General features: G+C 57.3%; 21 protein-coding genes. 3 read left to right on the top strand and 18 right to left on the bottom strand.

Annotated features, from left to right (window positions below):
• Positions 1–53: 53 nt before the first annotated feature.
• From VHB22_RS08825 to VHB22_RS08810, 4 genes are all read right to left on the bottom strand, one after another.
• The gene (locus VHB22_RS08825; protein WP_325456601.1) at positions 54–488 is read right to left on the bottom strand and encodes a DUF1178 family protein; all 435 of its coding nucleotides are present in this window, start codon (positions 486–488) and stop codon (positions 54–56) included.
• Positions 485–1,360, bottom strand: a complete 876-nt coding sequence (locus tag VHB22_RS08820; protein ID WP_325456600.1) for a carbon-nitrogen hydrolase family protein — start codon at positions 1,358–1,360, stop codon at positions 485–487. The genes VHB22_RS08825 and VHB22_RS08820 overlap by 4 nt, the downstream gene beginning before the upstream one ends.
• A 2-nt stretch (positions 1,361–1,362) precedes the next feature.
• Positions 1,363–1,632: a glutaredoxin 3 gene (grxC, locus tag VHB22_RS08815; RefSeq protein ID WP_325456599.1), complete on the bottom strand. Its 270-nt coding sequence runs from the start codon at positions 1,630–1,632 to the stop codon at positions 1,363–1,365.
• Positions 1,633–1,760: 128 nt separating this feature from the next.
• A complete protein-coding gene (locus tag VHB22_RS08810) occupies positions 1,761–2,549 on the bottom strand; it encodes a ComF family protein (protein WP_414652726.1) in 789 nt (262 codons plus the stop codon).
• An 83-nt stretch (positions 2,550–2,632) separates the two neighbouring features.
• Here VHB22_RS08810 and VHB22_RS08805 point away from each other — a divergent pair, with 83 nt between their 5' ends.
• Entirely contained in the window at positions 2,633–3,526 is an 894-nt protein-coding gene (locus VHB22_RS08805; protein ID WP_325456597.1) for a methyltransferase domain-containing protein, read from the top strand.
• On the opposite strand, the gene mutT is transcribed toward VHB22_RS08805, so the two are convergent.
• The 4 genes from mutT to VHB22_RS08785 form a co-directional block, all read right to left on the bottom strand.
• Positions 3,507–3,911 (bottom strand): 8-oxo-dGTP diphosphatase MutT, encoded by a 405-nt coding sequence (gene mutT / locus VHB22_RS08800; RefSeq protein ID WP_325456596.1) that lies wholly within the window; start codon positions 3,909–3,911, stop codon positions 3,507–3,509. The genes VHB22_RS08805 and mutT overlap by 20 nt on opposite strands.
• Positions 3,908–4,567: a thiopurine S-methyltransferase gene (locus VHB22_RS08795; RefSeq protein WP_325456595.1), complete on the bottom strand. Its 660-nt coding sequence runs from the start codon at positions 4,565–4,567 to the stop codon at positions 3,908–3,910. Before VHB22_RS08795 ends, mutT begins: the two co-directional genes overlap by 4 nt.
• Before the next feature lie 12 nt (positions 4,568–4,579).
• Entirely contained in the window at positions 4,580–5,827 is a 1,248-nt protein-coding gene (argJ, locus tag VHB22_RS08790; RefSeq protein WP_325456594.1) for a bifunctional glutamate N-acetyltransferase/amino-acid acetyltransferase ArgJ, read from the bottom strand.
• 99 nt (positions 5,828–5,926) lie between these two features.
• Positions 5,927–6,883 (bottom strand): peptidylprolyl isomerase, encoded by a 957-nt coding sequence (locus VHB22_RS08785; RefSeq protein ID WP_325456593.1) that lies wholly within the window; start codon positions 6,881–6,883, stop codon positions 5,927–5,929.
• Positions 6,884–7,277: 394 nt separating this feature from the next.
• Between VHB22_RS08785 and secA the strand changes: the two genes are divergently transcribed.
• A complete protein-coding gene (secA, locus tag VHB22_RS08780) occupies positions 7,278–10,235 on the top strand; it encodes a preprotein translocase subunit SecA (RefSeq protein WP_325456592.1) in 2,958 nt (985 codons plus the stop codon).
• Between the two features lie 500 nt (positions 10,236–10,735).
• The gene (locus VHB22_RS08775) at positions 10,736–11,869 is read left to right on the top strand and encodes an acyltransferase (protein ID WP_325456591.1); all 1,134 of its coding nucleotides are present in this window, start codon (positions 10,736–10,738) and stop codon (positions 11,867–11,869) included.
• A 130-nt stretch (positions 11,870–11,999) separates the two neighbouring features.
• Here the strand turns inward: VHB22_RS08775 and VHB22_RS08770 are convergent, their stop codons facing one another.
• The 10 genes from VHB22_RS08770 to VHB22_RS08725 all read right to left on the bottom strand — a co-directional run bounded on the left by VHB22_RS08770 (position 12,000) and on the right by VHB22_RS08725 (position 22,374).
• Positions 12,000–12,593, bottom strand: coding sequence for a TIGR00645 family protein (locus VHB22_RS08770; RefSeq protein WP_325456590.1), 594 nt, complete (start codon positions 12,591–12,593; stop codon positions 12,000–12,002).
• Between the two features lie 106 nt (positions 12,594–12,699).
• A complete protein-coding gene (locus VHB22_RS08765) occupies positions 12,700–13,695 on the bottom strand; it encodes a murein L,D-transpeptidase family protein (protein WP_325456589.1) in 996 nt (331 codons plus the stop codon).
• Positions 13,696–13,887: 192 nt separating this feature from the next.
• Complete coding sequence (locus VHB22_RS08760) at positions 13,888–14,238, bottom strand: hypothetical protein (RefSeq protein ID WP_325456588.1); 351 nt, start codon at positions 14,236–14,238, stop codon at positions 13,888–13,890.
• A gap of 239 nt (positions 14,239–14,477) precedes the next feature.
• Positions 14,478–15,296: a murein L,D-transpeptidase family protein gene (locus tag VHB22_RS08755; protein ID WP_325456587.1), complete on the bottom strand. Its 819-nt coding sequence runs from the start codon at positions 15,294–15,296 to the stop codon at positions 14,478–14,480.
• A 90-nt stretch (positions 15,297–15,386) separates the two neighbouring features.
• A complete protein-coding gene (locus tag VHB22_RS08750; RefSeq protein ID WP_325456586.1) occupies positions 15,387–16,343 on the bottom strand; it encodes a murein L,D-transpeptidase family protein in 957 nt (318 codons plus the stop codon).
• Between the two features lie 157 nt (positions 16,344–16,500).
• Positions 16,501–17,466, bottom strand: a complete 966-nt coding sequence (locus tag VHB22_RS08745) for an acetyl-CoA carboxylase carboxyltransferase subunit alpha (protein WP_325456585.1) — start codon at positions 17,464–17,466, stop codon at positions 16,501–16,503.
• 145 nt (positions 17,467–17,611) lie between these two features.
• A complete protein-coding gene (locus VHB22_RS08740) occupies positions 17,612–19,105 on the bottom strand; it encodes a peptide MFS transporter (RefSeq protein WP_325456584.1) in 1,494 nt (497 codons plus the stop codon).
• 39 nt (positions 19,106–19,144) lie between these two features.
• On the bottom strand, positions 19,145–19,804 hold the full coding sequence (locus tag VHB22_RS08735) for a pyridoxamine 5'-phosphate oxidase family protein (RefSeq protein WP_325456583.1): 660 nt from the start codon (positions 19,802–19,804) through the stop codon (positions 19,145–19,147).
• 55 nt (positions 19,805–19,859) lie between these two features.
• Positions 19,860–20,792 carry a site-specific tyrosine recombinase XerD gene (locus tag VHB22_RS08730; protein WP_325456582.1) on the bottom strand — a complete coding sequence of 311 codons (933 nt, stop codon included), beginning with the start codon at positions 20,790–20,792 and terminating at the stop codon, positions 19,860–19,862.
• 7 nt (positions 20,793–20,799) lie between these two features.
• Complete coding sequence (locus tag VHB22_RS08725) at positions 20,800–22,374, bottom strand: hypothetical protein (protein ID WP_325456581.1); 1,575 nt, start codon at positions 22,372–22,374, stop codon at positions 20,800–20,802.
• Positions 22,375–22,545: the final 171 nt, after the last annotated feature.

Below are 22,545 nucleotides of genomic sequence, written 5' to 3'. Positions count from 1 at the left end.
ATCAAGGCCGAGGTCGCGCGCACTTCGTTAACAGAAGTGTCGGCGCAATTGGCTCAATTCAGGTCCTCGGGGAGCGGCGGCAGAATGCCGAACGAAACCCCGTCCTCCAACAGAGCTTGCGCTTCGTCTCGGGTCGAACTACCCCGAATATTGCGCTCTTGGGCCTCGCCGAAATGAATCTTGCGAGCCTCATCGGCAAACTTCGTGCCGACGTCTTCCGAATTCTCGATGATGACTTTCTTGAGTGCACGAAGAACACCGAGGGTCGGGGTGTCCGAAAGATTTTCGGGCGTTACCTGCTTCGAAACGGAAGCATTTCCCCGCTTTGAAACGACGGCGGGCGCCATGGGCTGTTTCGCGACGTCCGTCGAGCCGCAAAGCGGGCACTGAACGGCAGCGGAGCGCAATTGCGCATCGTAATCGGCGATCGATCGAAACCAGCTTTCGAATTCGTGGCCGTCCTGGCACCCGAGGTGGTATTTGATCATGACTTGCGTATCGTTTCGAATTGAAGTGGCTGCGCCTCGGTAATGTCGAATGCGCGATCATGCGTCAGCGATGGGATTTTGCCGCGAACCTCGTCGATGCGGCGCGTATCGACGTCGGCGACGATGACGCCGGGCTCCACGCCGCCTTCGGCCAGGATCTCGCCCCAAGGCGAAATAATGAGGCTATGGCCGAACGTTTCACGTCCGTTCTCGTGCTTGCCGCCTTGGGCTGCCGCGAGGACAAACGTTTCCGTTTCGATGGCACGCGCTCGGAGCAGCGTATGCCAATGAGCTTCGCCGGTGATCCGCGTAAAGGCAGCCGGGCTTGCAATAAAACGCGCGCCATTTTTTGCGAGCGCCCGATGTAAGGCCGGGAAACGCAAATCATAGCAGATCGTCAGCCCTAGTTTGCCAAATGGCAACTCGGCGAGAACGGCCTTTGAGCCCGCTTGATAATTGACGCTTTCGCTGTAGACCTCGCCATTTCCAAGATCGACATCGAACATATGAATTTTGTCGTAGCGCGCCGCGATCTCACCATCGGGCGCAAAAAGGTACGACCGATTAGCGAGCCGCCGCTCTCCGACTTTTACAGCCATCGAGCCAATATGCAGCCAAATGCGATGCTTGCGCGCCGCCGCAACAAACGCAGCGAGCGCTTCATTCCCCTGTTCCGGTTTCGTCTCTGCCATCAGACGGTCCGGATCAATTTCCATCAGCGTCGTGCACTCGGGCGTCTGGATGTAGTCGGCCCTCTCGGCGACAGCCTCTTCAATCAGCGCAATTGCATCCGAAACATTGCGAGCGATATCGCGTCCGGCGCACATCTGGACCAGCGCGGCGCGAAAAGCCGAATTAGACGAAGAGGACATGCCTAGGCCGATGCCGTCTGAGTGAGCAGCGCATCGAGCTTGCCGGAACGCTCCAGGTCGAAGAGATCGTCACAGCCGCCGACATGGACATTGCCGATCCAAATTTGCGGAACGGTGTGCCGTCCGCCAGATCTCGCTCTCAAATCGGCGCGCAAATCGCTCCGGCCCGTCAGATCGATTTCCTCAAAGGCCGCGCCTTTGCGCCTCAACAGGTCTTTGGCCATGTGGCAGTAGCAACAATTGCCCGCCGTATAGACCGTTACCTTATGCATCCTCGGCGCTTCTCCATACGCCCAATGTTTGCCCGAATCCAAACTACGCTGTTCGTGAGGTCATGCAACCTTGATCCGGTATTTTGCGCCTCTGTGCCGCGCCTTTGCAACGCAATCGGCCAACAGAATTACATGTTCGAAACGATGGCAAGCGCCAAGACATCGACGCGACGCGCGCCCGCCCTTTTCAGCGCCTTTGCAGCTGCTGAAGCCGTTGCGCCCGTCGTGATAACGTCGTCGATCAAAACTATGGCTTTTCCGGCTATTGTCCCGATCTCGCGCGCAGGAACGTGAAATGCACCCGCCACGTTCCTTTTCCGCTGTTGTCGCGTAAGGCCGACCTGCCGCGGCGTCGAGTAGGATCGGGCAAGCGCAAAAGGTTTCACCGGTTTCTGGGCGATCCTGCCAATTTCGGCCGCGAGAATTTGCGCTTGGTTAAAGCGCCGTGTGAGAAGTCGCCAGCGCGCCAGCGGGATCGGAACCAGAACATCGGCATCGGCGAGAAGTTCGTGCCCGGCTTCCACCAGCCAGCGTCCGAAGAGCCGTCGCGCATTATGTGTATCGTGAAACTTGAATGCGTGGATGAGTTCCCGCATCAGGCCGTCGAAGCTTGCGACAGCACGCGCCCGGTCGAAATCCGGCGGATTTGCGACCGCAGCCGCCGAAAGCATGGGACCTCCCGCGTCGTAGGGCATCGGCAGTCCGAGACGGTCGCAAAGAGGTGCGCGCACGAAGCTGATGCGCCGCCAGCAGCTGGGACAAAGCGCGTCATGGGTCATGATCCGCGCCCGGCAACCGAGGCACAGTGGCGGCAACAGCACGTCGAGCGCCGCTTGTCCCGTGTCGCGAATGGCGCGAAACAGGTGCCCAGCATGAACCCGTGGAGAACTCGCGTTCTCCTCCACCAACCCCGCCATCTCGTCCGCTGAGTGCATCGCCATTGCCGAACCCTAGCGCAACGCGCTATCGCCAGCGAGAGCTTCCTGGAGCCCACCGCAACATGCCCGGCGCCCCACAGATTTTTGATCAGCGCCTGCTCAGGGTGCGGAAAGACCGGATAGCAGCGCACGGCGCGATCTCCGGCGTAGACTTCCTTATCGCACGTGTCGCTGACGATTTCGCTGATCGTCTCGGCATAGTGCGCCGGGATTTTCCGCTCGCGGCTAATATCGGCGCGTATCACGGCCTATTGAGCGATCGCCTGCGGAATTTGCCGAATATCGGCAAGATCATCGACGTAGAAGCCTCATCTGGAAGCCTCGCTCTCGCGCATGGCGAGAAGATCGCCGCCGATGACGATGCATTGCCGTTCGCACCTCAAAGCCTAGATTTGGTCGTTTCGGGTCTGTCGCTGCACCTCGTCAATGACCTTCCCGGTGCTCTGGCCCAGATCAATCGCGCTCTGAAGCCTGACGGCCTGCTGCTTGCCGCTCTGCTCGCCGGTGACACATTAAAGGAGCTCCGGGAATCCTGGCTGTTTGCCGAATCTGAGCTATTCGGCGGAGCTTCGCCAAGAGTGGCGCCGTTTGCCGACGTCCGAGAGCTCGGAGGGTTGCTGCAGCGCGCGAGCTTCGCATTGCCTGTAGCCGACACCGACAGTTTCCGCGCGACATACGCGTCTCCACTGGCGTTGATGCAGGACCTCAAGGCGATGGCGGCCAGTAATATGCTGACGGATCGGAGCCGTATTCCAGTTTCACGGGGGCTGCTTTTCCGCGCCTGCGAAATTTATCAACAGCGCTCCGCACTCCCGGACGGACGCGTGCCGGCGACTTTCGAAATCGTCACGTTGACCGGATGGGCGCCGCATGAAAGCCAGCAGAAGCCGTTGAAACCAGGTTCGGCGCAGGTTTCGCTGACAGAGGTGCTAAAACCTAAGCCAAAAAATCCCTAAGCCACGGAATAAGAGGCTCGTCAGCCGGTGGCATGCGATAGCGCGAAAGATGGATCGCGCGGACCCACTCGATTTTCTGTCCCTCGCGCGGCGTAATCTCTCCGTCCCAAGTCCGGCAGACATAAAGCGGCATCACGAGATGAAAAGTCTCGTAAGTGTAGCTGGCGAAATTAAAGGGCGCCAAGCATGTTCGGCAAAGCTCAACGTCGAGTTCTTCCTTGATTTCGCGGCAGAGCGCGTCTTCGGGCGTTTCGCCAGCTTCGATTTTGCCGCCTGGAAATTCCCAGAAACCCGCCATCGGCTTGCCTTCGGGGCGCTGGGCGATCAGGACGCGCTTGTCATCGTCGATCAGTGCCACTGCTGCGACGAGAACGAGCGGCTTCATGACCGCCGCCTCAAAAGATATGCCGTCTCGGTGAGCTTGGTAACGCCACGCCGCTTGAGATTGCCACTTGCGCCAAGACCATCGCGCGCTTCAAGAACTTCGATCGTGAAGGCATCGCCATAGAGGCGTTCGACTTCGCTGCGCGATACAGAGAACGGCGGCCCCGAAATCTCGCCATCCGGATATTCGATCGCAATCAAGAAAATAACGGCATTTTCCGGCGCGATCTCCGTGAGCTTCCGCGCATAGCGCACCCTAAGGTCCGGAGGAAGCGCAATCAAAGCGGCGCGATCGTAAACGGCAACGGCATCCTTGATCGTATTGGCCGTGACTTCGAAAAAGTCGCCGCGGTAAAGGCTGAATGGCCCGGCGGCAAAAACATCGAACGGTCCTTCCGTACTTACGTCGGGAACCTGACCGCCATCCTTGAAAAATTCCCCTACAGCGACTTCGGAAAGTTCGACGCCAATGACACGATGACCCTGCGTTGCGAGCCACACCATGTCGCGGCTCTTGCCCGAAAGCGGCACAAAAACGGTGCTCGCGAACGGCAACCCGAGCGTCGGCCAAAACTTTTCCAGTTGCTCATGAATATGCGGCTGATGAAATCCAATGTCGCGCCGTTGCCAACGTTCGGTCCAGAAAGCCTTGTCCATGAGGTCTATGCATCAACTTCGATAATCTGCGTTGATCGACACATACGCGTGTGTCAGGTCGCAAGTCCATACCGTCGCGGACTCTTTGCCGACACCAACAGCAATTCGGATCTCGATTTCGCGGTTCTTCATGTATGCGGCGACAGTCTTTTCATCGTAGTCGTCAGCGCGTTCGCCATTGCGCGCCACGCAGTATGGCCCGAACCAAATGGTGAGCTTATCGCGATCGGCAGCCTCGCCGGATTTCCCGACGGCCATGACAACGCGGCCCCAGTTCGGATCCTCTCCAGCGATAGCAGTCTTGAGGATGGGCGAATTGGCGCAGGAAAGAGCAATTTTTCGTGCGGCGTGCCACGTCTTCGCGCCCTCCACGTTGAATGTGACGAACTTCGATAGGCCCTCGCCGTCTTTTGCAACCTGGATCGCGAGATCGCGCATCAAGTCATGCAGAGCATTCGAGAAATCTCGCAGTTTCTTGGACCCGACTTTCGTAATCGCCTTTTGGCCGCGCGCAGCCGCGGCGCCGGTCGCGAAGAGAAGGCACGTATCACTGGTGGATGTATCTCCATCCACCGTCATGCAATTGAAAGTCGTCTGGACATGCTCGGAGACCAAATCCTGCAAAACATCGGCCGGCAGTGCGGCATCGGTGAAGATAAAGGAGAGCATTGTCGCCATATCAGGAGCGATCATCCCCGCACCCTTACAGAAGCCGTTAATCGTGACTTCCGTTTCTCCGATTATGGCTTTCCGCGTCGCGAGCTTCGGATAGGTATCCGTCGTCATGATCGCTCGCGCAGCCTTTTCGAACGCATCTGGCTCCGCGCGCTCGGCAAGTCCGGCAAGAAGATGGGCAAACTTTCCCGCATCAAGCGGCTCGCCGATCACGCCGGTCGAAGCGACGAATACTTCGTACGGCTTGCAGCCTACGGCCTCCGCCGCATGCTCAACGGTAAGATCGACAGCTTCACGCCCCTTTTTTCCCGTGAATGCGTTGGCATTGCCTGAATTGACCACAAGAGCGCGCGCAAAGCCTTTCCTCAGATGTTTGCGGCAAAGAAGAACAGGCGCCGACGCAGTCTTCGATTGTGTCAGCACGCCAGCGACTGTGGTCCCCTCGGCGAGCACCGCGAGTAGGAGATCGGTCCGCTTTTTATACCGGATACCGGCTTCGGCCGTGGCGAACGTCACGCCGTCGATCGGCGGAAGCTTCGCAAGAGATGTCGGCGAAAAGGGAGAAACGCTCGAAACTTTGCCCATGAGAGACCTCCGATCAGGCGCGAGGCTCCCTGAAACAGATCGGGCTGCCATAATCAAGCAGCCCGATCGGCAATTCAGATAAAGATGACGGTTATGAGCCTAGGGCTTCGGCGCATCCTTGGGAGCCTCTTTCGGGGCTTCTGCAGCTGGCGCCTTGGCAGGTTCGGACTGCTTCGCGATCATGGCATTGCGATCGTCGACCGCCTTTTTGATTACCGGATCGACCACTTCGATCTTCGCCTTGGCTCGTAGATCGACCGCCGACTTTTGCGCTTTCTGCAAGAGGAGCGACTGGACAATCCGGTCCTTTACGATTTCGAACGCCGGCGGTTGCTTTGTTCTGCGATCCTCAAGCTTGATCAGGTGCCAGCCGAACTGCGTCTTTACGGGATCCGAAACCTCGCCCTTCTTCAGCTTGAAGACGACATCTTCGAATTGTGGCACCATCTGCCCATGGCCGAAGTAGCCGAGGTCGCCGCCGTTGTCCTTTGAGCCCGGATCTTTTGAGTTCTCTTTGGCAAGTTGAGCAAAATCGGCACCTTTGTCGAGTTTTGCTTTCAAAGCTTTCGCTTCATCTTCGGTTTCGACCAGAATATGCCGCGCCGAAACTTCCTCTTGCGGCTTCAAAAGCTTGACCTGATCGTCGTAAACCTTGCGTGCATCGGCATCGGTAACCGACGCCTTGATGACCTTGTCGAAATAGACTTCGCGTAGCGCCCGGCGCTTTAGGTATGCAAGGCGCGTCTTGTAATCCGCACCGTCTTCGAGTTTTTGTGCCTGCGCAGCTTCCGCGAAAAGCTGGTTATCGATCAGGAATTCGAGAAGTGACGTCCGCTTTTGTGCCGCGGGCATCGTTCCCATATCGCTGCCGATTTCGCCCTCTGCGACGGCAAGGTCGCCTTCGGTGATAGGTTGGCCATTGATCGTGGCGACGACTTTCGCGCTATCGACCTTTTGATTGTCCTTTGCATCATCGGCATAAGCCGTTGGTATTGCGGCGCCTAAAAGCGCGACCGCAAATGCGACCGTAAGGGCGGTTGGGGCGGTGCGCTTCATGGGTATAAGCTCCAAGCTGGGTTCGCAGACGAGCTGCGAAGAAAGCAATATGAACTGCAACAGACGTCGCAAATCCGGGGTAAGTTGGCCTCGATACCGGTCCGGGGCCGGAAAACCAAGTTAATATTTGGTCGATGCAGTAAAACTTTGATCTTCTTTGCCCAGGTTCAGAACATTGACAGTTAGGGGGGCGAGTTCTTATGTCTGCCCCAGACCGGGTTGGGTTTTCCGGCCCGGCTCGAACCACGTAGAAGTGCCGAGGGAACCTGATGCAGGCGTGGCGGGGAGGCCCTTGCCGCGCATTTTCTGCTGAATGGAACCCCAGGTGAACGCAACCGCAAGTCCAGGCGCCTCAAGCGTCCAGGGCGACTATGTTTTTTAGGACGGTTTTAAGATGCTCTCGTTCGGTGGCTTTGCTTCGAAAATTTTCGGTTCGTCGAACGAGCGAAAAGTAAAAGGCTTCAGAAGCCGCGTCGCGGCGATCAATGATCTCGAGAGTGAGGTCAGCGCGCTGTCCGACGACGAACTCCGTGCGCGCACCGAACTTTTTCGCAAGCAGCTTGAAGAGGGAAAGACGCTCGACGATCTGCTGGTCCCGGCATTCGCGACAGTACGCGAGGCGGCAAAGCGGACCCTCGGCCAGCGCCACTTCGACGTTCAGCTGATTGGCGGCATGGTTTTGCACCAGGGCGACATAGCCGAAATGCGCACCGGCGAGGGCAAGACACTGGTCGCGACCCTCCCTGTCTATCTCAACGCCTTGACGGGCAAAGGCGTCCACGTCGTCACCGTCAACGACTACCTTGCCAGTCGCGACGCCGAATGGATGGGTCGCGTTTATAGGTTCCTCGGCCTCACCGTCGGTTGCATCGTGCACGACATGACCGATGAGCAGCGCAAGATCGCGTACGCTTGCGACGTAACTTACGGCACGAATAACGAACTCGGCTTCGATTATCTTCGCGACAATATGAAGATGAACCGGGACGAGATGGTCCAGCGTCCCCACGTCTACGCGATCGTCGACGAGGTCGATTCGATCCTGATCGATGAAGCACGCACGCCTTTGATCATTTCCGGTCCCCTCGAAGACCGCGCCGAGCTTTATCAATCGATCGACGAAATGATGAAGCACGTCACGCCGGAAGATTTCGAGCTGGACGAAAAACAGCGCCAAGTTTCGTTCACCGAAGCTGGCAATGAAAAGATGGAGCAAGCGCTTCAGGAAGCCGGGCTCCTGAAGGGCACGCTGTACGATATCGACAACGTTACGATCGTCCATCACCTCAATCAGGCGCTGAAGGCGCACAAGCTCTTCCAGCGGGACAAAGATTACATCGTCAAAGGCGGCGAGGTGGTCATCATCGATGAATTTACCGGCCGCATGATGCCTGGACGCCGCTATTCGGAAGGGCTGCATCAGGCACTCGAAGCCAAAGAGCACGTCGAAATCCAGCCCGAGAACCAGACGCTCGCCTCGATCACGTTCCAGAACTATTTCCGCCTTTACAAAAAGCTCGCCGGCATGACGGGCACGGCTTTGACGGAAGCCGACGAATTTATGGACATTTATGGGTTGGAGGTCATTGACATTCCGACCAACGTTCCGGTGCGTCGCATCGACGAGGACGATGAAATCTATCGGACGCAGAAGGAAAAGCTTGGAGCTATCGTCCAGTCAATTGCGGAAGCCAAGGATCGCGGCCAGCCCATCCTCGTCGGTACGGCGTCGATCGAGAAATCGGAGCAGCTTTCTGAGCTTTTGAAGGACGCCAAGTATTTTCGCGATCTCGCGCGCTCCCTCGAACAGCAAGCTGCAGCGCTAAAGCCTGGCAAAGAGGAAGAGCTCCGCAAACATCTGACCGATATGGCGGCTCTCTTGACCAGGTACGCTTCCGAAGCGAAAGGCGGTCGGCCGCCGATAGAGCACAGTGTTTTGAACGCGCGCTATCACGAGCAGGAAGCGAATATCGTGGCCCAGGCCGGTGTTCCCGGTGCCGTAACGATTGCAACGAATATGGCGGGCCGTGGCACCGACATTCAGCTTGGTGGCAACGCAGAATTCCGTCTGCGCGATTGGATTGCCGAAGAGACTGAGAAAGGCGCGCCGCCAAGTGACGACGCCATTGCGAAGAAGCGAGAAGAACTGATCGCTGACGTCGCCGAAAAGAAACAAAAGGCATTGGAAGCCGGCGGCCTTTACGTGCTCGCAACCGAGCGCCACGAAAGCCGCCGCATCGATAACCAGCTTCGCGGCCGTTCGGGCCGCCAGGGCGACCCGGGCCGCTCCAAGTTCTACCTCGCGCTCGACGATGATCTGATGCGCATCTTCGGCTCGGAGCGGATGGACAAGGTGCTCCAGACGCTGGGCTTGAAGGAAGGCGAAGCGATCACGCATCCGTGGATGAACAAGTCGCTCGAAACCGCTCAGAAAAAGGTCGAGCAGCGCAACTTCGATATCCGTAAGCAGATCCTGAAATATGACGACGTGATGAATGACCAGCGCAAGGTCATCTTCGATCAGCGTCTCGACATCATGGGCGAGGACGACGTTTCCGAAACGATCTCCGAGCTTCGCAACGAGCTGGTTGAGCAACTCGTCCCGCGCTATATCCCACCGGCGGCCTACGCCGAGCAGTGGGACATCGCTGGCTTGAAAGAGCAAGTGAGCGAAATTTTCGGTCTTGATCTCCCCATCGAGGCATGGGCTGCCGAGGAAGGGATCGCCGACGAGGAAATCCGGGATCGCATCAAAGCGGCGGTGGAGGCCAAGGTCGAAGCGAAGACCAATGAACTTGGCACCGAACTCTATCGCCAGATCGAGAAGATGGTTCTTTTGCAAACCCTCGATCACCTATGGCGCGAACACCTCGTCACGCTGGAGCATTTGCGCCAGGTCATCGGTTTCCGCGCCTACGGTCAGCTAGATCCTTTGAACGAATATAAGTCGGAAGCCTTCATCCTGTTCGAGAACATGCTCGGCAGGTTGCGCGAGAACGTCACCGGCCAGCTGATGCACGTCGAGCTTGCGCCGCCCGAGGAGCAGCCTGCACTACAACCCGTCGATTTACCGCCGATGGTGGCGCACCACGTCGATGCAACAACGGGCTTCGATGAGTTCGAGCAGGACCCCGAACTGGCGATGGCCGATGCAGCGATCGCCGGTGCCCGCGCGCGCCGCAATACAGCGCCCGAGGTCGAGAAGCGTGCGCCCATTCAAAGCCGCCGCAGCGAAGGCGCCATAAATCCCGACGATCCCACAACCTGGGGCCGCGTTTCGCGCAACGCACCCTGCCCATGCGGCTCAGGCAAGAAATACAAGCACTGCCACGGCAAGACGGACGTCGCTTAGTTAGGCAGTAGAAGCGCCTATCGTCGTACGTGCAGAACTTAATCATCTCGCTCTTGGCGTGGCTCGTACGCCGGGGCGAGATGCAGCCCTTCGACATTGCCTACAGGCCCTTCTCCAAGGGTTCGTCACTTTTGCGGTGTCGGCCCGTAGCTACGTCAACCCCAAACCAATTCAGGCATTGTGATCGAACGATCATCAAGCCGTAGCTAGTGTGTCTGAAAAATGGGCAATATCTATTTTGAAATCGCCGTCCATCCACTCGTGACCCCGTTGGGATTAACTATAGCTGCCGCCAGAAAATACAGCGGATTGAAATTTTGAGCGGAAAGTTCGTGGCCAGGCAATCGCCACGATCAGCCCTCGCATTGGATGGATCTATTCGGGGAAAGTAAGCTTAACTATTTATGATCAACGTCGTTATTCGATACGCCGATTACAACGGAGATGTGATAGTGGGCTATTCCTGATTTCAATTCAACGTGTTGTTCCGGCTGGCCTGTATGCGCTTCCCCGCCATTGATGGACTGAGAGCTTATCTTGCATGGACTGTGGTTGCCGCACACATCGTTTGGTATACCGGCGCAGCGGAAGTTTTTCACAGGCTGCATAGGGCGGGAGATTTTGGTTACTACGCTGTCTTAATTTTTATAATGATAAGCGGGTTCGTTATTGCGCATTTGGTTCTCGAAACGCGCGAGCCATATCAAGATTTTATCACGAAGCGCTTTTTTAGAATTTATCCCGTCTACGCCTTCTGTCTCGTTCTCGCGGTAGTCAGCACGCACGCATACGACCATTTGATCCTCACTCGGCCGTGGGGTGCGATGACCCCCAATGTCGATATTGTTGAGCATGAGCAATTGTCCTTGCATGGCTATGGCTTCGCAAAACACTATTTGGCTCATCTCACGCTCTTGCACGGCCTATTCTCGGATGATCGACTCTATGGCTCCGCGAGAATGTTCCTGGCCCCTGCCTGGAGTCTATCGCTCGAATGGCAGTTCTATCTTCTCGCGCCTTTAATTATCCCTCTGATGCTAACGCCGGTTGCGCCAGTGATGATGGCCGCTACGGCGATAGTCGGATTGGTCGCTTTTAAGTATGGGGCTATTGGACATTTCGAGCTTCCGAGCACGCTTGCATTCGGCGGCGCATATTTCTTGCTCGGTATACTCACGCGTCTGATGCTGCCAACTTTCCCAGTCGTTCGTCGCGACTACGTGATCTCGGTTTTCGCGGTCTGCTTGGCAATCGCGCTGACAGATCAATTTGTGCCTATCATATTTTGGGCGATCTTTGTTTTCTACTTACGGAGTCAATACTCAAAAAAACGGCACAACGAAACTCCGGGAAGCGCAGGGGATTTGATTTTTTCCTCGCGAATTATGCAGACCTTAGGAAAGTGGTCTTACTCAACCTATCTAGTTCACGTGCCCATAATTCAGCTGCTGATGGTCGTCTTCGCGGAATTACGCTTGAATTTTTATGCAAATATCCTTGCTGTTATCGCTTTCACTATCCCGATTACATTATTCGCGTCGTATTTTCTGCACACGTTCATTGAACTCCCATTTATTGAGTTCGGCAAAAGACGTGTCGCTCAGAGAGGTCGCACGATGCCTGCCCGGTCTTAAACGGTAACCTATACGAGATGTCCCTAATCGCGCGCCATCGCTATGTTTGAGCGCGAAAGCTGCATCAAGGCAGATTTGTATGCTGCGGCTGAAAGCCTCCATCGCAGTCGCGCCTTCCCGCGTCGAAAGCTCAATGCGAGCTGGTATTGGATGATGAATCGCTGGAAGCGGCCACGTCGTCGCTGTTGCCGTGGCCATGCCCACCCGCCGCGATCCGGTCGGACAGTGCAAGAAGCACGCTTGAGACGACGAACACGACGTGAATGACGACGAGCCAGAGCAGCTGCTTTTCGCGCTCGGGCGTCACGGGGCCGAGAGACATGAACTGCCGTAAAAGCTGCACCGCGGAGATTGCAACGATCGACGACAGCATCTTCAATTTCAGCGCGCCGAAGTCGATGGTCCCCATCCACTCGGGCCTGTCTCCATGATCCGAATGATCCATTTTCGAGACGAAGTTCTCGTACCCAGAGAAGATCACAATGATCAGAAGCGATCCCGTCAGCGTCAGATCGACAAGCGTCAATAATCCAAGAATGACGTCCGATTCCGTAGATGAAAATGCGGTCGTTCCAAGATGCAGGAGTTCGGCTGCAAATTTGATCAGCAGAATGATGAGAGAAATTGCCAGCCCGAAATAGAACGGCGCAAGAATCCAGCGCGAACTGAAAAGAAGATTTTCAAGTGCAATCTCGACGCGCTTGGCAATGGTCTTATCGGCCATGTCTTAGCTATTCCTTCATTGCTGTCTGACTTCGCTGCCAGACTTTGCATGTATCGCAGGACACGACTGCGCAAGGCAAGCGCCGGAAATGTGAGCAAACCCGGAATTAGCGCACAAGTGGCCAGGAGAATGTGGGAACGGGCGGATCTGCCTCAAGGCTCGATTGGATTTGCGGAATAGGCCGCGTGACGTTTGCGGCGTGCGCCGTCAATTTGGGAAGCTCTTGCGTCGGGTACGGTACATCGCTCAGCCATTGGTCCTGCTCGCGGATTGCTGTCAATGTCGGTCCACACGCTTCGAGCGGGCCGGCGGACTCTTTGGCCTGTGCCTCCCGGAAAATATAGCGGCCGCTGCACACGCTGATGATCGGCGGACGCTTCGTCCGCTCGAACATATCGTAGCCTTCCTTGAGATTGTTCCAATAGGCAATCCACGGAGACGAACTCTGGGCGGCCATGGCCTTGTCCGTCATCCGGAACGGATAGATGTGTACCGGCACGATCCGCTCGCCGGCATCCATCGCCGCAACCGTCAGCTGATGAATTTCATCCGAAACGGGATTTGTCATCGCGAAGCAGCCGATAGATGAGCATCCCCCGTGGATCAGGATCATCGATCCGGTCCGCGCTTGCGACTGATCGAGAATGTTCGGATATCCGATATCGAGCGATTTTGGCCAACGACCGACATGGTGGGTCTGCGACTTGGCCAGAGTATAATAGCCTTCAGGTGCTTGGCGGTCGCCGTCACGCAGCTTCGGGCCGAGCGAGCCGGACCAATGGCAAATCGGATAGGTTGCAAAAAGGACGTAGCTGTCGCCCTTCTCCTTCCAGATCTCAAGCTCCGACTCCGCCTTGAAGATTCGGATCAAGATCGGATCGGCAAGCGTAACGCCTTTATCTCGCAACCGCTCCTGCAAGACGGCAACATCCGGCGTACCCGGGAGCGGCAACGCACCGACTGCAGCTGCGCGCTGACGTTCTATGCGATCCGCCGCGACGTCTTTCAACTCTATCGTCAACGCGCACGCCATCCCGACGCCGGTGAAAGCGATGCCCACCGCCGCGAATAGTGCCAGCTGAATAAAACGACGCAGTGTCATGGATGGTTTGCGACCGAGTCACCCGCCCAATCACATGGGCAGGATAGTATCGCGCACGATCGACGATCCGAAGTGTCTTTTTGCCAACACTTGGGGATAGAATCATACGCTCAGTCGAACACATCCGAGGGTCAGACCCGGCGGATCAGCCGAAGCGGCCACGCGAAGCGCCGATCGCTCGGCTATCACGTCTCACCAGCCGTAATAATAGCGGCTCCGGTAACGCCGGACATAATACCCGCCGTAGGGATCATAGGGCACATATCGCGGTGCCGGTACGGCGTAGTACGTGACCGGAGGCGGATAGTACGCGGCAGGCGGATAAACGTATGCATACGGAGGAGCGTAATAATAACGCGGATAATAGGCCGGCCCGTAATACCAATAGCGATGATTGACCTTGGTAATTTCGTTAGAATGATTGGTCGCGATCGCAGGCGATGGCGATAAACCTACGACACCCGCCGCAGCCGGTGCCGAACTGACTCCGAGTGCGGCTAAACCGGCGGCCGAAACGACCGAAGCGAGCCACGCTTTACGCATTACCGATCTCCCATGTTCGCTCGATAAAGCTTGTTTAGCGTATTCCGCAGTCGGAGGCGATTAAATTGAAGCGCAGTATAAGGTAAATTTCCATTCAGCTTATTGCGCCAAATTTGGTAAATAGGGGTGCAATAAAAGCGAATTAATAAATTTCCAATTGAGCGAATAAAAAAGGAAGAGCACCAATATCTGACCTGCGCTCGATCGCGCGAATTATATCATCCGCACGCTGATGATGTCTATCCTTCACCTGTCAGGCCATTGCAGCGGCTATCGATTGGCAGACTGCCGTCGAAGCCGGGCCGATCCGTCTCGAAACGGTAGCGGCCGCCGCACACCGAGACTCTTGGCGGAAGCCCGTTCTTTTCAAAGAGATCGTTGCCTGTCTTGAGATTGCGCCAGAAATCGGCGTTGGGATCGTTCCCGTGCTCTGCTAGCGCGGCGTCTGTCATGCGGAAAGGATAGACCTGTACCTGGAAGCGCTTCTGTCCGCTGGCCAGTGCCGCTGTGACCAGCTGCCAAATCTCGGCAATCTGAGCGTCCGTCATGGCAAAGCATCCGATGGAGCGGCAATTGCCGTGCACCATGATGAGCGATCCGGTTCGCCCTTTTGCCCGGTCGAATGCATTAGGATAGCCGAGATTGAACGAGCGATAGAAACGGCTGTTCGGATTGAGCGCCGAGGCATCGACCGTATAGAAGCCCTCAGGCGACTGGCCATCGCCTTCCCGAAGCTTTGGTCCAAGTGTGCCGGACCAAAGACAGATCGGATACGCCGTGAAAAGATGAAACGCGCCGTCGCGCTGCATCCAGACTTCGAGCTCGAATTCGCGCTTGAAAATCCGGATCAAAATGGGCGCGCCCTTTTTCAGTTGGCGCGCGGCGAGACGCTCCGAGAAGCGTGCGAGATCGGGCTGACCCGGCAGTGGCAATCCGGATTCAGCCCTGAAAAAGCGCTGACTGCGCTCGTAATCAATAAGCGCATCGTCACCGAAAAATCGCGGAATCCAAATCGGAGCGAATGTGTAAGCAGCAAAACCCGCCCCCAAGGCGGTCAAGAGAAACAACCCCACACCGCGCCAACGCCGCCGGGAGCGAGGGGCCTTTGAGATCTGGCTGGGATCAGACATGGAAAAAGCGCCACAGGCTCAGTTGGCGTTGGCGATCGGCATGCTGGAATAGGACTGCGCACTCTGCCGCCGCTTCGCCGCGTTAATGTCTGCAATCGTCGGCTCGACATCCGGATTGGTGATACCTTTGAGCTTGTTGCCCTTGGCAATGTCGATTTCCGCCGGTTCGGGCAATGGCTTGAACGCCGCGACGACCGGCCGTGAAAGCGGCGGGCAAGGGCCGGAAGGATCAGGCCGGCTTTGCGCAACGGCGTTGACGACATATCTTCGCTCGCAGACGACGACACTCGGCGGCACACGATACTTCTCGAAATAATCGTACCCCTGCTTTAGGGTCTTCCAATAGCCATACCACTTGTTGTGCTTCTCGCGTGCCATGCGCGCATCCGTCATGCGAAACGGAAAAGCCTGCAGTTGAAAGCTCGGTTGACCCGCTTTCAGCGCTTCGCGCGTCAACCCGTAAATCTCTTCCATCAGCGCATCAGTCATTGCGTAACACCCGGCGGATCGGCAGCTGCCGTGAACCATGACCGAGTCTCCCGTTCGTCCCCACGATTTATCGTAGGCGTTCGGATATCCGACATTGAAGGAAAGATAGTATTTTGAATTGGGATTCATGAGCGCCGGCGTAACGGTATAGAATCCTTCCGGAGCCTGCCGGTCGCCATAGCTCAACTTCGGGCCGATCGTGCCCGACCAATTGCATATTGGGTACGTCTTGAAATGATAGAAACGGCCGTCATCGCGCTGCTTCCAGATTTCAAGCTCCGATTCTTCCTTGAAGATACGCACGAATACCGGTGATCCTGGCTGCATGCCTTTCTTCGCGAGCAATGCCAGCGTTTCTTTGGAAAGCGGAACCTCCGACGGCGGCGGAATGGTGGGCGTGGCTGAGCACGCCGCTAGCATGAGCACAATGGCCAGGACAGCCGATTGGACAGCGACCTTCAACGTCAGCGAGACGCGCGTCAGCACCAATGCGCTTTTCCCCGAACTGTTTCCCCATACCGCGGGCCGGCGGACTATGAACGCGACGAACTCAAGTGTTTACCGGAGTAGCAAGATGCCGTGTCAACTCAAGTTTCGTATCCGAATGCGGCACCGTCTGGACACATGGCGACACACCAGCTGCTTATCGACCGATAGATAAGAAGCGCTCGTGGCGTTGTGCCCGAATATCGTCAGCCGACTTCCCTTCAAACTCCGATAGCATGCGTGCAATCGCGTTGCCCGTCGAGATAATCACCGATTCGCGGTCCCGATGCGCTCCCCCCGTCGGCTCCTTGATGATCGCATCGATAACCCCGAGCTGATCCAGATCCTGCGCCGTAATTTTCATGTTGGTCGCGGCTTCTTCCTTTTTATTGCTGTCGCGCCAGATGATCGAAGCCGCGCCCTCGGGGGAGATGACCGAATAAATCGCATGTTCGAGCATAAGAATGCGGTTGGCCGTCGCTATAGCAATGGCGCCTCCAGAGCCGCCTTCCCCGACGATTACGGCGACGATCGGCACGCCGAGCCGCAAGCAGCATTCCGTCGAACGCGCGATGGCTTCCGCCTGGCCGCGTTCTTCCGCACCGATGCCCGGATAAGCGCCCGGCGTGTCGACGAATGTAATGATAGGCAAGCCGAAGCGATCGGCGAGTTCCATCAGCCGCACGGCTTTGCGGTAGCCTTCCGGACGCGCCATGCCGAAATTGTGCTTTATGCGTTTTTCGGTGTCGGCGCCCTTCTCATGGCCGAGAACGACGACGGATTTGTTGCGAAATTTTCCGATGCCGCCGACGATTGCTTCGTCCTCTGCGAAATAGCGGTCCCCCGCCAGCGGCGTGAAGTCTTCTATAAGCGTACCGATGAAGTCGAGGGCGTGCGGACGCTCCGGATGGCGCGCCACGAGCGTCTTCTGCCATGGCGTCAACCGCGCGTACGTATCGACGAGAGCCGCCTTGGCCTTCTGTTCGAGCTTCGCGATCTCATCCGCAATCTGAGGACCCTTACCCTCCGTCTCCAGTGCTTTGAGTTCGGCAACCTTGCTCTCAAGCTCCAAGATGGGCTTTTCGAAATCGAGATAGGTCCGAAGGGCGGTTGAAGCGTTCACGGGCTGAGGTCTCTCGGTTTATGCAACTGAAGCGTGCGAGGGGAATATCACGCATCCGCGGCGCGACATTCACCCCCTGGCCCGCTGGGTGTCAAGGTAAAGCGGCGCGTTGCGCTAACCCGTCGCTCGAACCGGCCTTAAGCGTTTAACTATCGCCTTCCGACAGCCGTTTCACGATCGGCACAAGGCCGAACATGAGCGCGGCTGCGACCGCGACCAGTGCTGCCTGCGCCAAAAATGAAAGGACGAGCGCATCCGGATCATTGGTCTTGAAGGCTCCGCCGATGTCTCCTGCAAGTTTGTTCCCCAATGCCGCGGCCAGGAACCACACGCCAAGCACGATGCCGGTCATTCGCGCCGGCGCGATGCGCGTCATCGTCGAAAGGCCGACCGGGCTCAATAGCAGCTCGCCGATCGTGAACAGCAGGTAGACGCCAAGGAGCCACAGCGGCGAAACCCGGCTGTCCGCAGCGTAACTGGCGGCCGGAACCATCAGCAGAAATGCGGCGGCGATGAACACAAGAGCCAAGCCGAACTTTGCCGGAGCCGAGGGCTGACTCGCGCCGAGCTTGAGCCATAGGGCAGCGGCAAGCGGAGTCAGAAGGATGACGAAAATCGGATTGGCGGACTGATACCACGCCGACGGAAACGAGAGACCGAAAACTTCGTTTCGCGTCAGCTTGTCGGCAAACAGCGAAAGCGTCGTGCCCGCCTGCTCGAAAATCGCCCAGAAAATCATTGCGGCGATAAAGTAGATCCCGACAGCCGCCAGACGCCGCGCATCGGGATTAGGCCGCGCAGCGCCGTAGAGAGCGGCCATGAGTGGCACGATGACAAAAAGCCATCGCAGCCATTTGAAGCCCGAAACATCGGAGAGAAGCGCCACCGCCAGAAGCCCGAGTGTCGCGATGGCGATATAGAGACCTTCACGCGCGAACGCTGGTTCGATTGCGTTCGGCAGCGGATCCGGATTTTTCAAATCCCGCATTTTCCGTGCGAAGAGAACCATTGAGAGCGTCATGCCGACGCCGGCTGCGGCAAAACCCCAATGCCAGCTGTGCATCGGATCGAAGCCGAGCGCCGACAACCAGTCTTTGAATGTCGAACTTTGCGCCAGGAACCCCGTAACGAGCGGGGCAATGAACGCGCCGACGTTGATGCCCATGTAGAAAAGGGAAAAACCCGAATCGCGACGGACATCGTCGCGAGGGTAAAGCGCGCCGACCAATGCCGAGATGTTTGGCTTGAAAAGCCCCGTTCCGAGCGCAATGAGAATGAGCCCGGCGTAGAAACTCGTGACCGAGGAAATAGCTAAGGCATAATGGCCAGCCGCAATTGTAATTCCGCCAAAGAGGACACTTCGCTTTGCGCCGAGCATCCGGTCGGCGATAAATCCCCCCGGCACGGCTAGCAAGTATACGGCCATGGTATAAAGGCCGTAGATGCTTCCGGCGTTCGGGGTCTTGAACCCCAAGCCGCCCGCTTCGATCGGCGCGACCATGAATAGGATCAGAAGCGCCCTCATCCCATAGTACGAGAAACGCTCCCACATTTCCGTGAAATAGAGAGTCGAAAGCCCATCGGGATGGGCACCAAATCCCAATCCGTGATCGCGGAGTTCGGCAACTGCTGGGCTCATAAACCTAAGACGCATAATGATGGTCTGCCGGCAGGAGCTTCATGCACGTCGGTCGCCGGTCACGACCTTGTTCATCCAGTCCTCGATCGTCGTTGTACCGAGTTGCTCGACCTTTTCACGCTCGGCTGGCCGGACGACGTCCTGCATCGCGTCGATACGTTTCCATTCGCAGAACGGCGTATTTTCTTCGACACCAGGCGCATAACGGGAGGTCTCGACTTTCTTGTAGCGATGGATATAGCGGGGGCAGTTCATCCAGACTTCATGGATCGAAACTTTGACCGCCATCTCGGCATCTTTGAACCCAGCAACTTCTTCTCCGCCGACAATCACCTCGGCCCGGCCCTGCGCGCGAAGGCGGAACGGCTTCTCGAAATCGATGAAGAGCATGCCGATTTCCGCGTTGCCGGAAATATTGCCCATTGAAAGATACATGCCGTTTCCATCGTAGCTCGGAAAGAGAAGCGTATTCGCATCGAGCACCCGGATGAAACCGGCAACACCGCCTTTGTAGGAAACCGTCGGCCGCCCCATGTGATCGATGGTCGAAAGAAAAAACATTTCGCGGCTTTCTATGAAGGCCTTTGCATCGTTGTCGATCTCAGGCTTCACGGCGATCATCTCGATTCGATCGGCCATCGCACGCGTGTCGAACGCCATCTGCATAGCACGATGAATGTCCCCGAATAGACGGCTCATACTAGGATCTCCTTGGTCCACATTTCTTACTTTTTTGTATGTTCCGCTTTCCTCCCTAGGCCTTCGGTTTGGCCAGGGGGTGGTGCGTGTTGACAAGTGCCTTCAGACGTTCCTGCAAGACGTGCGTATAAATCTCGGTCGTTGAAATGTCAGCATGGCCGAGAAGCTGCTGAACGGTTCTAAGGTCGGCGCCACGGTCGAGCAAATGGCTGGCAAACGCATGGCGCAAGACGTGCGGTGAGACACGGTCGGCATGAATTCCGGCTTCTGCGGCCACATCCTTAAGATCCTGCGCAAATCCCTGGCGCGTCATATGACCTGACGCCGACTTGGAAGGGAAGAGCCATTCCGAATTGTCGAATCGGCCGGAAATTTCAAGAAACCGGTCAAGTGAGAGACGCGCCGCCGCATTCAACGGAACAAGTCGCTCGCGCCCGCCTTTACCTTTGATCGCGAAGATACGCGTGTCGCCACGTAGAACTGTTCTAGGCAAGCTGACAAGCTCGGAAACACGCATCCCGGTCGCGTATAGAATTTCGAGCAGGCAGTGAAATCTGCGCGCCCGGAAAAGCGCTCGGCCCTCGGCATCGTGACAGCGCTTCGCCGCTGCCTCAAGAAGCCGGTCGACTTCCGCAACGCTCAGGACTTTCGGTAGCGGCCGCTGCTTTTTCGGTCCCTGAAGTCCGACCGATGGGTCGCTGCCAATGACGCCTTCGGCGAGAAGGAACCCGTAGTACTGCTTGATAGCCGACAGGCGTCGGGACCTGGATGCTGGAGCCTGTCCGGCCCGCGCCAATTCTGAAATGTAGCTTTGGATATGGCCTGCTGTCGCTTCGTGCGGTGAAACGCCAAGATCGGAAAGGTGCTCCAGAAAGCCACCGAGATCATTGCCGTAAGCCTCGATTGTGTTAGCGGACGCGCCTCTTTCGGCGGCGAGCATGTCGAGAAATTCCGTGACATGGCTATCGCGCGCTTCGGCGGGGCTCATATCTTTTTCAGTTCGTTTCAAGACGTGGCCACGAAGGCAGCAACGCTTCGAGACCAAGCCTGCGTGCATCGGCTTCGAGACCGGCGCGTTTCAGCGCACGAATACTGTCGCCGAGCGCGATCAGATTGGCGTCCTCAGCCCCGTTCGGACCGAGTGCCTTCATCACCAGAAGGACTGTGTGCCCGAACTCTTGCTTTTTGGATGCGTTTTGCAGCTCGGTCAGAACACCTGTCTCGGGGAGATAACCCGACGTCGGTTGGGCCGTTTTGTTCGCGGCCTCCCAGAGCGGCAGCGGCACGACGTAATCGAGCGCTTCAAGAACGGTCGTCAGCCGATAGAGTGCAGCGGAAGGAAAGCGACCGTTCTCGGCATAGTTCTCGAGCGGAGCGAAATTCCGGCCGTGATCCGGCTCGTTCGGATTGGCGATGTCGAGCAAGGCGCGCCAGTGGTCGAGACTTCCCCCGCGTCCTGGTTCGCTTCCAAGCCTGATCCAGTCGCGAGCCATATCGTACTGCCCGGATGCAAGGCCGATTTCGACACCCGTCTCGGCAAACCAGCTTACTTCAGGGGCTGGCCTCAGTTCAGCCGCTGCCCGGGCAATCATCTTGTCGGCGATTATTTCGAGCCCCTGATGCTTCGCTTCATCGAGAAACGCGCGGATGAGACGCGTCTTGCGCATCGGGGAGCGTTCGTTCTCGGCGGCTTTAAACAGAGCGGCCCGCCGTGCAACGCCCTTTGGGCCACGGCCCGCGAGTAAATCGTCGGGTGAAACGGCTTCCGCATTCACCCGATAGATACCAGCAAGTGTATCGGGCGAAAGAGCGTTCAGATGCGCAGCCGCTTCCGTAGCGGGCAGACCGAGATCGACAGGCGTGGACGGGTCCGACGCCAGTGCGACGAGCAATGCCGGTTCACCTTTTTCAAGAACGTCCTTGTGAGAAAGGCCCCCGACCCGTTCCGCGATCCGATAATCGAGAAGCGAAATCTGTTTGACGCGCGTAAACTTCGGCTTTGCTTTGATCGATATGGCATCCAAAGCCTCAAGCCCTAGCGAAGCTTCGACGCCTTCTTCTCGCGCCATGTCAGCCGCGAGTCCGGCTCCTGCGGTATCCCCGCGAATGGCGGAGCAATAGCCGGCCATCATGATCGCCTCACCCTTGAGGCGCGCTGGGATTTCGCCTTTCGCACGAGCAGAACGCCCTACAAGCTCGCAGGCGCGATCGGCATGCCCCGACGCAAGTTCGTTCCGGGCTTCGAGCGTTAGGAGCAACGGCGTCTCCTGCGTGCTCTGTTTTGCGATCTCATCGGCCGCCGCGCGTGCAAGCCCGGACCGGTAAAGCGCTTCAAGACGGAGTGCCGTGAAATCCGGGTTGGACGAGTCGCCTGACTGTGCCGTGATGAGCCGCTTCCAAAGCTCATGTAGCGCCGGTGAGCGGGGCGGGATCACGATGGTGCTCATCAGCTTTTCGACGCTGGCGACATCAAGGCCGCGCCACAGTTCGTAGGGCAGGCCGGACCCGTCGGAGGACATGACGGGAGCCAGGTCGCCCTTCTGGACAGGGGTTGGCAAGGCACCCCGCATGACCGAATTCTGCGGTGACGATCGCCCGTTTCCGGGATAGGGCGCATCGAAGTTCCGAGGCGCGGGCGACCAAGCGTCCCCGTTATCACGAGCGCCAAATCCGTTTCCGCCACTTGCTCCTCCCGGCGGAGCACCCATTTGCGGAAAATATGTCTGCTTATCTGGCGGAGG

Source organism: Hyphomicrobium sp., assembly GCF_035548195.1.
Lineage (GTDB): Bacteria > Pseudomonadota > Alphaproteobacteria > Rhizobiales > Hyphomicrobiaceae > Hyphomicrobium_B.
This window is presented reverse-complemented; position numbering and strand designations above follow the sequence as displayed.